Raw genomic sequence first — 14,116 nt, 5'->3', positions numbered from 1 at the left:
TAATGATGGTAATTTATTCTTCTTCTGATGTCTCTAAATCATGAGTTAACCTTGCTGGTTTAACAGAGCTATCGTGTGCGTTATAATATTCTTCTAAAAGATTCATTGTCGCTGTTAATAGATCTTTAGTCTCTAATAATAAACTGAAATATAGCGTTGTGTTTTTAGGACTTGATTCTTCAGTACGTGTACGTTCTACTTGTTTCTGAATTTTTTCAGTCACTAAATTGTAAACTTTAGATCTATCACTTAATATTTCTCCAATTTTTTCGAAAGATCTAGAATTAAAAGCTACTTGAGCATTGTTAAATAAAGCTTCAATTTTCTCATCGACTTCTTTCAGTTCTTTAATCTGAGAGAATTTTAATTTCTTATGATTGTTATTGACGTGCTTATGACTCGTTTTAGAGATGTAATCTAAAGACTGCGTAATATCTTGTAAATAACCTAATATATTAATGTAGAAGTTACTTGCAGAAAGACTTGGTTCTTCTAAGTTTTTAATAAAATAGAAGATGTTATCTCTTAGATCATCAATCTCATCAGAAAGCTTTTCAATTTGTTTTTTATTCTTCTTTAAGACTTTTAAATCTTGAACAGCTAAACCGTTAATAGCTGAAGAATAAATTTTATTACCACGTTTAATAACACTTGCAATGTTAGAAGCACTTTCGTGTATAACCCCTTGTGTAGAGCTACTTTCAGCTTTTTCTAACTGATCTTCTTCTTTCATCATTTTAGAACTCTGACGGTGAGATATAAAACTTCTTAATAATAAAAGGATCGCTAAAACTAATAAGCCTACTAAAGCATAACCTTCTCCGTAATATAATATAAAGGCCATAATTGATGCGGCTGCAAAAGCACTAAAAGCAGTGAAAAACCAACCACCGATAACGTTTAATACACCTGCAACTCTGTAAACAGCACTTTCACTTCCCCAAGCTCTATCGGCTAAAGAGGTTCCCATTGCTACCATAAAGGTTACGTATGTGGTAGATAAAGGAAGTTTCATAGATGTAGCAATAGATATTAATACACTTGCTACCATTAGATTTACAGCTGCCCTTACAAGGTCAAACGCTGGTATATCTTCGGCTTTGGCAATAACTTTAGGCTTTATAAATTGTTTGTCTGCCCATTCCATATAAGGTTTAGGTAATATACTGTTTAAGGTATTAGATATTGTAATTGTAGATCTAACAATCATACGAGATAAGAAGTTAGGTTCAAAACGTTCTTTAACTTCATCTTGTCTCGATAAATCTACAGAGGTTTTAACAACTGAACGAGCTTTACTAGAAAACCATAGTGTTAATACCATAATAAGTCCTGCTATAAGTAATAAAATAGGTTGTGTTTTTACAGGTGCGCTTAAGGCTGTCATTACAAATTCTGTAGGCAAAGCTCCACTGATTGACCATGCTTCGTAAGAATTGTAGGCCGCAATAGGAACACCAATAAAATTCACTAAATCGTTACCAGCAAAAGCTACAGCAAGTGCAAACGTACCTACAACTATAATAATGGTATATATATTGGTTTTAAATGTATGGATAACGAAATAAGATAATAGTGTTAAAACTACAAAGCTAATTCCTATAAGTGCAACAGGGTTAGATGATATTACATTTGTGATATCTGCACTCATAAAACTTGCGTTCTTAATTCCTTTTATTAATATGAAATAAAGAATAGAAGTATTTGCAACACCACTAAAAAGAGCACCATACCAAGATGGTTTTTCTTGAAACTTAAATGTTAATAGTAATCTAGAAGCGTATTGTATAATGGCACCAATAGTGAATGCAACAACTACAGAGAGTAGTATTCCTAGAATAATTTCAATGGCTTTAGAGTTGTTAATGTATGTGCTTAAATCTACTATGGTTTGTGAGCTATCACTGTAGATTTTAATTAAAGCAACAGCTACAGAAGCACCTAAAAGTTCAAAAACAATAGAAACTGTTGTTGAAGTTGGCATGCCTAAGGTATTAAAGAAATCGAGGAGTAGAATATCTGTGAGCATTACAGCCATAAAAATGACCATAATTTCATTAAACATAAATTCACCAGGATTGAAGATACCTTTCCTGGCAACTTCCATCATTCCACTAGAAGTTAAAGCACCGACAGCGACACCAAGACTTGCTACAATCATTATTGTTTTAAAAGATACTGCCTTAGATCCGATAGCCGAATTTAAAAAGTTTACAGCATCATTACTTACACCAACTACTAAGTCTGCTACAGCTAAAAAAGCTAAGGCAGCGAGCATATAGATATAGAGGTTGTCCATTGAATTTAGTATATAAAAATTGAATGCAAAGTACCCGTTTTATGAGGAAGCGAATGTTACCTTAATGTTATTATTTTAAGTAGAGTGTGATTAAAATATATTTTTTACTTATATTTTTTCAGACTTTTATATTACAAGATGTAAGCATATATAATTTTTCATTTCTATTTATATTGTAGTTGTCTAAACGATACTCTATTCCAAATTGAAGTTTTGATTTTTCTGAAATCAACCAACCTATTAATGCCGTTGCTCTTTGGTCTAATGTTGGTTTAATTTTTTTACTAACACTTAGCAAAGCTTCAGTATAGGTCGTAAGATAACTTTCTCCTATATCAAGTTTTTCGCCTTTTAAAGGGAAATCTATGCCATAAAGATATCGCGGCCTTATTATGGTTAAGGTTTTAAAGAAACGTTGTTCAAGTTTTAATTTATGATTAAACCTTAATTGTTTACTAGCTTTTGTGTAATTATATTGTTGTGTTAATCTAAACTCATCGCTTTCTCCATCTATAGCTTCTCTTAAGCGATATTGAATACCTAAGGCTATATGGTTTTTACTATTTATATTGAAAGTTGAAAAATGGATGAAGTCTAGTTGTTTATTTTCGAATGTTATAACTTCATTTTTATATAGATTGTAACGAGATCTTGCTTCAAATTTTATGTTGTATTTACTATCTATTTCATTTTGTATTGAAAGTCGTGTTTCCCCCAAGCCTGTTAAGTGGTTTTGCGAATATATAAGGAGGTTAGCAGATAATGTAAAAAGTATTGTTAAGTGTTTGAGTGGTGTCATGTCTGTTAATCATTGATTTTGTAGAGCTTATTTAGTTTCCGTAAATGGCACTATTATAGTGTTTTAGGTTTGTTTTGATGTGCCTATAAGGTAATGAAAATTGTTTTATTTAGAATAATTTTTATAGTGTTTTTGATGTTATTCTTATTCTATAATAAAAGATTTATTTTTTAGTTTGTGAGTTTATAATGTTGAAATGTAATAGTCACATAATAAGGCTTTTAGTGTTCTAATGTTAACTTAATGTTACGTAAGTGTTGTTTAAATGTAAAATTTGTAGTATATTCGTGATATAATAATTAACAATACAAAAACCCAAGAAATTATGAAAAAGATAGTAACATTATTAGTAATGCTGTGTGTAGGGTTTTCTTTCGCACAAGATAAAATCAATCCAAAATTAGAGAAAAAAGATAATTTAGTAGTAGCTACTTATTACCATGATAATGGAGAAGTACAACAAGTAGGTACATTTGATGCTGATGGTAAATTACAGGGAGAATGGACAAGTTATGATGCTAATGGAAAAAAATTAGCTTCAGCAACTTATGAAGCTGGTAAGAAGGTAGGAAAATGGTTCTTTTGGGGTAACGATTCTTTAAAAGAAGTAGATTATAAAAACAACAGTGTAGTACATGTTGTAGAATGGTCTAATGATAGAACTTTAGTATCAGTTGATTAACTAAATAAACTCTATAAATAAAAAAAGAGCTGTAATTTAATTACAGCTCTTTTTTTGTTTAATAGGTTTTAATATTATAAACTCATACTATATCCAAGGCTAAATGTTGTTCCTGGATTTCTTAATGAAAAATTAGCAGTTGCATCTCCATAAGACTCGTACTGACTTAATTTATCATCGTTAAGAATATTGTCTACCTTTAAGCTCAGCTTAGACCTATTATCCTTACCAAAGCTTTTTGAAAGGTTAAAGTTTAAGCTATTAAAAGATTGTGTGTATACATCTGGGTTTTGGCCAAAACCTACAACCTCTAATGTTTTACCTTGAACATTATAGAAAATACCAGTTTCAAATCCTGAGTCTGTATTGTTATAGTTAAGACCAACGTTTACTAAAAATGGCGATTGTCCTTGTAATTCACGGGTGTCATCTATAGTTTCTCCATCTCTAGCAAATTGTTGTCTAGATTCATATTCTTGGCCCTCTCCTTTAGCCATTTCGATTTTAGAATCTATAATTGAAACATTAACATTTAAACTTAAGTCACTTAACGACTCAGATATAAAACTAAAGTTTTTACGACCTTCAAATTCTAAACCTAAAACTTGTGCTTCTGGTGAGTTTCTAGGTGTAAATTGATTAGGTGCAACAAATGAATATGCAACTAATTCAATAGGGTCTTTAAATCTTTTGTAGAATCCACTAATAGCAAACATTTGCGCCTTTTCTCCAAAAAATTCATATCTGGCATCAAAGTTATTAATGTATGAAGGTTGTAAATCTATATTCCCTAAAAATGTGATTCCTGTAAGTAAATCTGAAATCTGTACTACTGAAGATTCTTTAAAACTAGGTCTAGCTACTGTACGGAAGTAAGATAAACGAATGTTAGATTTTTCGTTTGCTTCATAAATAAAGTTTGCAGATGGAAATAAATCTAACTCTTCAATTGTTTTTTTGTCATTATAGATTTCGGTACCAGAATTATTTTGTCCTGTAAATAAAGTTGTAAAGTACTCTGCACGAACACCAATTATGGATTTTAATTTATCAGTAATCTTAAATTCATTAGAAACATAAACTGCAGCTGTGTTTTGAGTAGACTCGTAAGAGTTAGCAGGCTCAAAATTACCACGAATGTAAGAGCCAGAGTTAGTTTCAGGTGTCCATATATTGCTAGGATCTAAAATAGCATTTGGATCTCCATCAAAACCAGAAGTGTTTACGCTTCTAAAAGCAACTTCATACTTATAGATGTCATAATTACGTTGCTTATAACTTCCTAAAGCTCCAAATTTAAGAGCGGCTTGGTTGTTAAATAAATTATATTTTTTTGTAAAATCAACTTTAGCTGTAGCATTAACTTCTTCTAGGTCTCTCCATAAACGTTGTGGGAAACCAGCATCAGAACTGATACTTGTAGAACCATCATTATTGATGATGAAAGTAGTTAATCTTACATCTTTATCGTAAACGCGACTAATACTTGGAGAAACTTTCCAATCTATAATAAAATCATTTTCAGCAAGGCTATGTTGACCTCCAATTAAAAAGTTAGTTAAACTGCGTTGTGTGTATTCTAAGTTGTCTTTATTAACATCGATATCGTTAGAAATTTCAGTATTTTGGGTAAATAAAGCCGCTCTACTTTCTCCATTTTGTATGTGAAGTATGTTTAAATTGTATTTAGAATTATCAGTTTTAAAAGATAAGCCTACTAAACTGCTTAATAAAACATTGTTTTCTCCTAAATCACCTATTTGTCTACGATCAAATCTTAAATCGTTAACTGAGCGATCTTCATTTTTTTGATAAACTCCATTTTCGAAACCTTCATAAAATTTAGTGTCGTTTTTGTAGTTTATAGATGCTATTAAGCCTAATCTATTGTCTCCAATATCAAATTGGTTACCATAATTAAAACCAAAACTGAAGTTAGGTGCGCTACTTTGACGCTCTGCAGCTAAAGTTCTATTAAAAGAACGTGTTATACCTTCTAAACTTGAGTTATCACTAGATGCAGGATTTGGAACGGTATTAGTAGGTGAAATTGGTAAATCTCTATCTCCACTATCAAAACCTAGAAAATCTGTTCCGCTACCTTCGTAAGTGACATAGTTAGAGTTAAATGTCATATCAGGATTATAGCTTGTAGAAAGCGAAAAGCTTATGGCTTTTTTAGAAGGGAAATCTTTTGTAATGATATCTACAACACCTCCTGTAAAATCTGCAGGTAAATCAGCAGAACCAGACTTTTTAACTATAATATTCTCTAATATGTTAGTTGGAAAAATATCCATCTGAACCGTATTTTTATCAGGGTCTAACCCTGGAATGTCCATACCATTTAAAATAGATTTTGTATAACGATCTCCTAGACCTCTTACATATACAAATTTTCCATCTTGAACAGAAACACCTGGTACACTTTTAATCGCAGAAGCAATATTACTTGCACCTGATTTTTTTATGCTTTCTATAGAAAGACCATCTAGTAAAACAGCCGAATTACGTTGAAGATTTAATACAGATTCTTCTGTGTTTCTTCGTACTGATGTTGTAATTACAACTTCGCTTAATGCGGCAGAAGATGGATTTAAGGTAACGTTAACTTCAGTAACATTATTAGCTGTTATTACAACTTCTGAAATCGCTTTAGTTTCATATCCAACAAATGAATATACTAAAGTGTAAGTTCCAGCATCTAGTGTTAATTTATATTCACCATCAAAATCAGTTGTGGTACCTGTTGAAGAGTTTTGTACTATGACGTTAGCAAAAGGTAGTACATCGTTAAACTCTCCGTCAAAAATTTTTCCTGTTACTGTACCAGTTTCTTGTGCTGATACAAATGAAAAGGATAATAAAATTGCAAAAAATAGAGATACGGATTTAAGCATTTTTGGGTATTATTTAAAATATACAAAATGCCCGAAAGTTATTTCCGGACATTTTGATTATTATGTTTGTTAATTTAGAATGCGTTTTGTGAAGCAGCATAAGTCCAACCAAATACAGATGTATCTGCACCAGTTGTAGCTTCAGTAGCTGTAATTGCTGTAGCATTATCAGTAAAGCTCTCCATGTTAGCATCAGCTTGAAAGATATCAGCAAGAGCAACTCCTGTTGGTAAAACAACTTCCCAGTTAGAAAATGTTATTCTTCCAGCAGCTAGTTCAGTATGTGAGTCATCACCACTAATTCTTACTGTAGATTCAGCTCCGAAGTTATAAACTAAAACATTGTTCATGTTTGCAATTAAACCATCTCTACAATCAGCAATGTAGTTAGATGTAGATGCGTTACCAATTAAAGTAATATCATTGAATGTGTAACCAGCTTCAGTTGCAACAGATCCTTCAGGACCGTCTAATTCTAAAGCACTACCAGACTCACTACCTAAAATAACAACTGCATTAGTTACAGTACCTGACCAAGCTTGGTCAGCATCTAAACCATCATCACCGTCACCCCATGTAATTAAGTTTGTAGCGTTTACAGTTCCACCGAACCATTCAAAACCATCATCTTGGTTAGATACAACTTCTAAGTTATCTAACGTAGTTCCAGAACCAACACCACCTAAAGTAATACCGTTAATTTCGTTATCAGAACCGATAGTGATACCACCATGTCTTACAGAGATATATTTATAAGTACCAGAATTATCAGTAGCATCAGTACCACCATATTGACCGTAATCTTCAGTTGCAGGAATACCTTCAATCTGTGCAGTTTCAACATCTCCACTAACAGAGATAGGAGCACGACCTAAGATGATTAAACCTCCCCAAAGACCTACGTCATTTGAATCTAAGTTAGAACCTGCAGTTTGACCAACAGTGATATTATCTAAAATAGAAGTCATTATAATTGGGTTGCTTGCTGTACCTTCAGCCATAACTTTACCACCTTGATCTACTACTAAAGCAGAAGCTAAAGATTCTTGGCCTTCAGCACCTTTAATAATAGTACCAGCTTCAATAGTTAAAGTAACACCTTCGTTCACAACAACTTTACCACCTAAAACGTAAATGTTTTCTGCAGACCAAGTTTCATCTGAAGTTAAAATTCCTGATTTGTAAACTTCAGTTACAATTCCATCGTCATCTCCACCATCATCAGTTGAAGAATTGTCATCATCACTACTACAGTTAAATGCGAAAAGTGAAAATGTAAGTAAGAAAAATAAATTTTTAATTGTTTTCATTTTGTTTTTGTTCATTAAATGTTATGCTGCAAAGAAAGCTTGTTAATTCGTGTTTTGAGTTATTCAAAAATTACCAATTTGTAATTAAAAGGTTAGTTAAACGTATTCTTAATATTAACTAGTTCCGGATATGGAAACAATTTGATAACATTGGTTTTTACTTAATCTTACCAAGTTTTATGTATCGAATTGTAGGTCAATTTATATATCTTGCAGTCTTAAAATTACATTATGAATTGGGAACAACTACTCTCGTTAAAGCGCTATGGCGACACTAATAAAAGGTTACGAAAAGAACAAGACGAAACACGTTTAGGCTTTGAGGTTGATTATGATCGTATTATATTTTCTTCTGAATTTAGAGGTTTGCAAGATAAAACTCAGGTTGTTCCGTTGTCTAAAACCGATTTTGTTCACACACGTTTAACGCACAGTTTAGAGGTTAGTGTTGTTGGTAGGTCTCTTGGTAGAAGAGTTGGGCAGTTGTTATTAAAAAAACATCCGCATTTAGAAAGTTCTCACGGTTATAAAATGAATGACTTTGGAGCTATTGTAGCGGCAGCAGCTTTAGCTCACGATATTGGAAACCCTCCTTTTGGTCATTCGGGTGAAAAAGCGATTGGTGCTTATTTTAAAGAAGGGAGTGGTGCTAACTTTAAAGACTTATTAACGGCTAAAGAATACCAAGATTTATGTGATTTTGAAGGAAATGCTAATGGTTTTAAAATCTTAACTGAAAGTAGAGAAGGTAGAGAAGGTGGTTTGCGTCTTAGTTATGCAACCTTAGGTGCTTTTATGAAATACCCAAAAGAATCCTTACCTAAGAAACCAAGCAAGCATATTGTAGATAAAAAATATGGCTTTTTTCAAAGTGAAAAGCAAATGTTTAATGATGTTGCTACTGATTTAGGTTTAATTAAAAGACATGATGATTATCTAAGTTTTCAAAGACATCCTTTGGCATATTTAGTTGAAGCTGCTGATGATATCTGTTATACTATAATTGATTTTGAAGATGGAATTAATTTAGGTTTAATACAAGAAGAATATGCTTTAGAGTACCTAATTAATTTGGTTAGAGATAGTATTATAACTAAAAATTATAACACATTAAAAACAACTGAAGATCGCGTAAGTTATTTACGGGCATTAGCTATTGGGCGATTAATAGAAGAAGCTGCTACTTTATTTATGAAGCATGAAGAAGCAATCTTATCCGGTAAATTTGAGACAGGTTTATTAGATGTGAGTCAGTATAAAGCGCAAATCAAGGATATTATAGATATTAGTATCAATAATGTTTACCGATCTAAAGAGGTTATTAATAAGGAGATTGCCGGTTACCAGATTTTGAATCAATTATTGGAATCATTCGGAAAAATGGCTTTTAATTATTATGATGATAATATGTCTAATTATGATAAACTACTATTAAGTACGTTGCCAGAAACAGTAATGCTTAATACGGATTCATTATACAAAAACTTATTAGCTGTGTGTCTTTATATTTCAAAATTATCGGATACTAATGCTATGCTAATGCATAAAAAACTTCAGGGGCAAATACTATAGACTTAATGGTTGTTGATTTCTAAGAATAAATTATCAATTGTTTTTTTTATTGATGATGCATCCAATTTTTGCAAGTGTAATAATTGGTTAACCGTTCCGTGTTCAATAAATTGATCTTCAATTCCGAGCGTTACTATTTTAGGATTGTAATTATGGGTGTTTGCAAAGGCTAAAATAGAACTTCCAAATCCACCAATAATAGTACCTTCTTCAATGGTGATTATGGCTTTTTGGGTTTTAAATATTTCATGCAATAGATTTTCGTCTAATGGTTTTACAAATTGCATGTCGTAATGACTTATCGCTTCTTTTTTATCATAAGTTGAAATTGTATCTTCTACTGTTTTGGCAATCGTACCAATAGAAAGTATGGCAATTTCATTTCCTGATTTTAATTGCTCTCCTTTTCCAATTTCAATCTTTTTAAAAGGTTTTTTCCAATCTAATATATGTCCACGTCCCCTTGGATAACGGATAGCAATAGGAAAATCAATACCCAATTGTGCTGTGTACATTATATTTCTTAGTGCAATAGCATCTCTTGGTGCAAAAATCACCATATTAGGAATACAATTAAGGTAGGCTAAATCAAAAACGCCATGGTGTGTTGCTCCATCTTCACCAACTAATCCAGCACGATCCAAACAAAAAATAACAGGTAAATTCTGTAAAGCTACATCATGTATAATTTGATCATAAGCCCGTTGTAAAAAGGTAGAATAGATATTACAAAATGAAATAAGACCTTGCGTAGCCATACCAGCAGCTAAAGTAACGGCGTGTTGTTCTGCAATACCGACATCAAAAGCACGATTCGGAATAGTTTCCATCATATACTTTAAGGAACTTCCTGTTGGCATTGCTGGTGTAATCCCTACAATTTTATCATTTTTTAATGCTAATTCTACAATGGTCTCACCAAATACATCTTGAAATTTTGGCGGTTTTCTAGAGCCAGATTTAGCAATGAGTTCTCCTGTTTTAGCATCAAATTTTCCTGGCGCGTGATATTTTATTTGGTCTAATTCTGCTTGTCGTAATCCTTTTCCTTTAGTGGTGATAATGTGTAAAAACTTAGGACCTTTTACGGTTTTTAAACGCTTTAATTCAGAAAGTAATAACGGTAAATTATGACCATCAATAGGTCCTGAATAGTTAAAATTTAAAGCTTCAAAAATATTATCCTGCTTTTCGGTTCCTTTCTTTACATTAGTTAGGTATTGTTTTAAAGCACCAACACTTGGGTCAATACCAATAGCATTATCATTTAAGATAACGAGTAGGTTAGCATTTGTAACTCCTGCGTGGTTTAAACCTTCAAAAGCCATTCCGCTTGCTATAGACGCATCACCTATAACGGCAATATGATGTTTGTTTTCTCCTTTTAGTTCTGAAGCAATCGCCATGCCTAAAGCAGCAGAAATAGATGTAGAGGAATGCCCTACACCAAAAGCATCATAATTGCTTTCACTTCGTTTAGGGAAACCACTTATGCCTTTTAATTGCCTGTTGGTTTCAAATACGTCTTTTCTACCCGTTAGTAATTTATGACCATAGGCTTGGTGACCAACATCCCAAATTAATAAATCTTTAGGGGTGTTAAATATATAATGTAGAGCTATGGTTAGTTCTACAACTCCTAAACTGGCACCTAAATGTCCTTCTTTGGTTGCGACGATATTAATTATTAACTCGCGCAATTCTTTAGCAAGTAAAGGTAAATCGTCCGGTTTTAGATTTCGTAAATCTTCAGGAAGGTTAATATGGTCTAAAAATGTCTTGTTCACGGTGTAAAAATACGAGATTTAGTATTTCTTATGTATGCTTTGTGTTCTCTCTTTTTAGTTAAAGAGATAATTAACTGTAAGTAAGCGTCTTTTTATAAGACTTAATTATCAGAATTAATCCCTATTTATGATAAAAACATACATTTGCCTAGTCCTTTTCTTATTGTTATCAGCTTCTTATTCGTTTGGTCAAAGTGATCTGAAATCTTCAAAATACGGAATCACGATACTTGATTATTTAAAGGATAATAAATCAAATTTCAATTTTATAGATAAAGATTTAGAGAATCCTGTAATAAACAACGAGTACTATTCTGAAAATACAGAAGTAACTCATGTTTATTTAAATCAAACCTATCAAGGCATCAGACTTTTTAATGCTATATCTAGTGTAGCGATTAAAGAAGGAAAAATATTATATTATGCTAATAGGTTTTTAAATCATATAGCTTCTAAAGTTAATTCTACAACACCAGCTTTTTCTCCTAATGCTTCAATTATTAAGGTTGCTCAACAATTTGAATTAGGAAATGTGAAAAATATGCAAGAGTTAGAGCATAATGGTAATCAATATGTATTCTCTAATTCTGGGATTTCAACACAAAATATTAAGGTTGAATTGGTTTTTGTAAAACAAGATGAAAATTTAAAGTTAGCATGGGATTTTATTATTTACACTAATGATAATAAGCATTGGTGGAGTGTTAGGGTTAATGCAATTACAAATGAGGTCATAGAATTTAATGATTTAATCTTAACCTGTACTTTTGATGCTGAACACGACCATTCTAAGCATGCGGATCAACAAGATTTTACAAAACTAGCTCCAATAACTAATTCTGTTTTGGTTGATGGTTCTAATTATAACGTATTTCCACTCCCTTTAGAGAGTCCAAATCATGGTTCTAGACAAATTGTTACAGAACCTGCAAGTTCTAATGCTTCCCCATTTGGATGGCACGATAATAACGGGTTTCCTGGTGCTGATTTTACAACGGCTAGAGGTAATAATGTTTGGGCTAAAGATGATATTAGAGGAAATAATTCTAATGATAGTTTTTCTCCAGAAGGTACAGCATTCTTAAATTTCGATTTCCCATTAGATTTTAATTTATCTCCATTAGACTATCAAGAAGCTGCTATTACCAATTTGTTTTATATGAATAACATGATGCATGATATATGGTTTAATCATGGTTTTGATGAGAGTTCGGGGAATTTTCAAACAACAAATTACAGTAATCAAGGTAATGGTGACGATTTTGTTTTTGCAGATGCTCAAGACGGAAGTGGTTTTAATAATGCTAATTTTGGGACGCCTCCAGATGGTGTTAATCCAAGAATGCAAATGTTTTTATGGTCTCCACCAGGTGGTGATACAAGTGAGCGTGTTGTTATAGAAAACGGGAGTTTAATGGGAGAGTATGATGCTTTGGGTGCTTCGTTTGGAGCGCTATTGTCTGCTGTGCCTGTAACATCTAGTTTAATATCAGTAATTGATACTACGGCAGATACTTTAAATGCTTGCGAAACAATTATTAATTCAGCAGAACTTAATGGAAATATAGCAATATTAAGACGTGGAGAATGTGAGTTTGGGGCAAAGGTTTTAGCAGTAGAAAATGCAGGTGCTATTGGTGTGATTGTTGTCAATAATACGGCTGGTGAAAGCATTGAAATGGGACCAGGAGCTGATGGAGATTTAGTAACGATACCTTCAGTAATGGTGACACAAGTTATTGGAGAAGCACTTATTTCTGCATTAAATAATGGAGAAAACATTACAGCGAGTTTAGTAGGGCCAGATTTAACTGATTTTATTGATGGCGGATTTGATAATGGGATCATAGCTCACGAGTACGGTCATGGTATTTCTAATAGATTAGCTGGTGGTCCATCTGCAGCTAATTGCTTACAAAACAATGAGCAGATGGGAGAAGGATGGTCAGATTGGTTTGCTTTGATGGTTACTATGAAAGCATCAGATGTTTCTACTGATGGAAGAGGAATCGGAACATTTGCTACAAGCCAATCTATTACAGGTGGTGGTATTAGACCTGCACGTTATAATACTGATTTTGCAGATAATGGATTTACATATAACGCATCAAATACACTTTCTCAACCCCACGGTATTGGTTTTGTTTGGGCAACCACATTATGGGATTTAACTTGGGCTTATATAGATAAATATGGTTTTGATTCTGATCTATATAATGGAAATGGTGGTAATAATAAAGTGATGAATTTAGTGATTAATGGCTTAAAATTACAACCATGTAATTCTGGATTTGTAGATGGTAGAGATGCTATTTTAGCAGCTGATAGATTAACTACAGGAGGTGTCGATCAGTGTTTAATTTGGGAAGTATTTGCTGCTAGAGGTTTAGGTGTGAATGCAGAACAAGGCGATGTTGATTCTCGTAGTGATCAAATAGAAGATTTTACAATGCCATTAAGTAGTACTCCATCATTAGCTAATTGTTCGGCTTTAAGTGTTAATGAATTTGATAAGGCTAATCTTAGTATTTATCCAAATCCTACGGAAACAGAATTATCAATTACGTCAATTAATACTTTAGGTGATGTTAGTATTAGTATCGTTGATCTTAATGGTAGAATTGTATATAAAACACAAAAAGAATCATTTAATAGTGTTACTATAAATACGAGTCAATTACAAACTGGATTATATATTTTAAGAATTATTGGAGTTAATATTAACTTCAATGAAAAAATAATAAAGAAGTAATGTATCTTTATTTTT

The 14,116-nt window shown here is 32.3% G+C and carries 8 protein-coding genes; 3 read left to right on the top strand and 5 right to left on the bottom strand.

Annotated features, from left to right (window positions below):
- Nucleotides 1-13 precede the first annotated feature (13 nt).
- Nucleotides 14-2,299, bottom strand: coding sequence for an inorganic phosphate transporter (locus tag H0I32_RS06440; RefSeq protein ID WP_173588320.1), 2,286 nt, complete (start codon nt 2,297-2,299; stop codon nt 14-16).
- Between the two features lie 118 nt (nt 2,300-2,417).
- The gene (locus H0I32_RS06435; RefSeq protein WP_179312565.1) at nt 2,418-3,098 is read right to left on the bottom strand and encodes a DUF2490 domain-containing protein; all 681 of its coding nucleotides are present in this window, start codon (nt 3,096-3,098) and stop codon (nt 2,418-2,420) included.
- Between the two features lie 325 nt (nt 3,099-3,423).
- Here H0I32_RS06435 and H0I32_RS06430 point away from each other — a divergent pair, with 325 nt between their 5' ends.
- Nucleotides 3,424-3,780 (top strand): toxin-antitoxin system YwqK family antitoxin, encoded by a 357-nt coding sequence (locus H0I32_RS06430; protein ID WP_173588321.1) that lies wholly within the window; start codon nt 3,424-3,426, stop codon nt 3,778-3,780.
- 74 nt (nt 3,781-3,854) lie between these two features.
- Here H0I32_RS06430 and H0I32_RS06425 read toward each other — a convergent pair whose 3' ends face one another.
- Complete coding sequence (locus tag H0I32_RS06425) at nt 3,855-6,680, bottom strand: TonB-dependent receptor (protein WP_179312567.1); 2,826 nt, start codon at nt 6,678-6,680, stop codon at nt 3,855-3,857.
- Between the two features lie 74 nt (nt 6,681-6,754).
- Nucleotides 6,755-7,990: a hypothetical protein gene (locus H0I32_RS06420; RefSeq protein ID WP_173588323.1), complete on the bottom strand. Its 1,236-nt coding sequence runs from the start codon at nt 7,988-7,990 to the stop codon at nt 6,755-6,757.
- Nucleotides 7,991-8,221: 231 nt separating this feature from the next.
- Here H0I32_RS06420 and H0I32_RS06415 point away from each other — a divergent pair, with 231 nt between their 5' ends.
- Nucleotides 8,222-9,562, top strand: coding sequence for a deoxyguanosinetriphosphate triphosphohydrolase (locus tag H0I32_RS06415; RefSeq protein WP_179312569.1), 1,341 nt, complete (start codon nt 8,222-8,224; stop codon nt 9,560-9,562).
- 2 nt (nt 9,563-9,564) lie between these two features.
- Here the strand turns inward: H0I32_RS06415 and H0I32_RS06410 are convergent, their stop codons facing one another.
- Nucleotides 9,565-11,349, bottom strand: a complete 1,785-nt coding sequence (locus H0I32_RS06410; protein ID WP_179312571.1) for a 1-deoxy-D-xylulose-5-phosphate synthase — start codon at nt 11,347-11,349, stop codon at nt 9,565-9,567.
- A gap of 127 nt (nt 11,350-11,476) precedes the next feature.
- Between H0I32_RS06410 and H0I32_RS06405 the strand changes: the two genes are divergently transcribed.
- Nucleotides 11,477-14,101 carry a T9SS-dependent M36 family metallopeptidase gene (locus H0I32_RS06405; protein WP_179312573.1) on the top strand — a complete coding sequence of 875 codons (2,625 nt, stop codon included), beginning with the start codon at nt 11,477-11,479 and terminating at the stop codon, nt 14,099-14,101.
- Nucleotides 14,102-14,116: the final 15 nt, after the last annotated feature.

Origin of the sequence: Winogradskyella sp. HaHa_3_26 (genome assembly GCF_019278425.1) — a bacterium.
In the GTDB taxonomy this organism is placed as follows: Bacteria; Bacteroidota; Bacteroidia; order Flavobacteriales; family Flavobacteriaceae; genus Winogradskyella; species Winogradskyella undariae.
The sequence above is the reverse complement of the archived record's forward strand: the minus strand, read 5'-3'. Positions and strand labels throughout refer to the sequence as shown.

What these genes read in the sequence shown, in the direction of transcription:
- H0I32_RS06430 (WP_173588321.1), top strand. Translation starts at nt 3,424, where the DNA reads ATGAAAAAGATAGTAACATTATTAGTAATGCTGTGTGTAGGGTTTTCT.
- H0I32_RS06425 (WP_179312567.1), bottom strand. Translation starts at nt 6,680, where the DNA reads ATGCTTAAATCCGTATCTCTATTTTTTGCAATTTTATTATCCTTTTCA.
- H0I32_RS06415 (WP_179312569.1), top strand. Translation starts at nt 8,222, where the DNA reads ATGAATTGGGAACAACTACTCTCGTTAAAGCGCTATGGCGACACTAAT.
- H0I32_RS06440 (WP_173588320.1), bottom strand. Translation starts at nt 2,299, where the DNA reads ATGGACAACCTCTATATCTATATGCTCGCTGCCTTAGCTTTTTTAGCT.
- H0I32_RS06420 (WP_173588323.1), bottom strand. Translation starts at nt 7,990, where the DNA reads ATGAAAACAATTAAAAATTTATTTTTCTTACTTACATTTTCACTTTTC.
- H0I32_RS06435 (WP_179312565.1), bottom strand. Translation starts at nt 3,098, where the DNA reads ATGACACCACTCAAACACTTAACAATACTTTTTACATTATCTGCTAAC.
- H0I32_RS06405 (WP_179312573.1), top strand. Translation starts at nt 11,477, where the DNA reads ATGATAAAAACATACATTTGCCTAGTCCTTTTCTTATTGTTATCAGCT.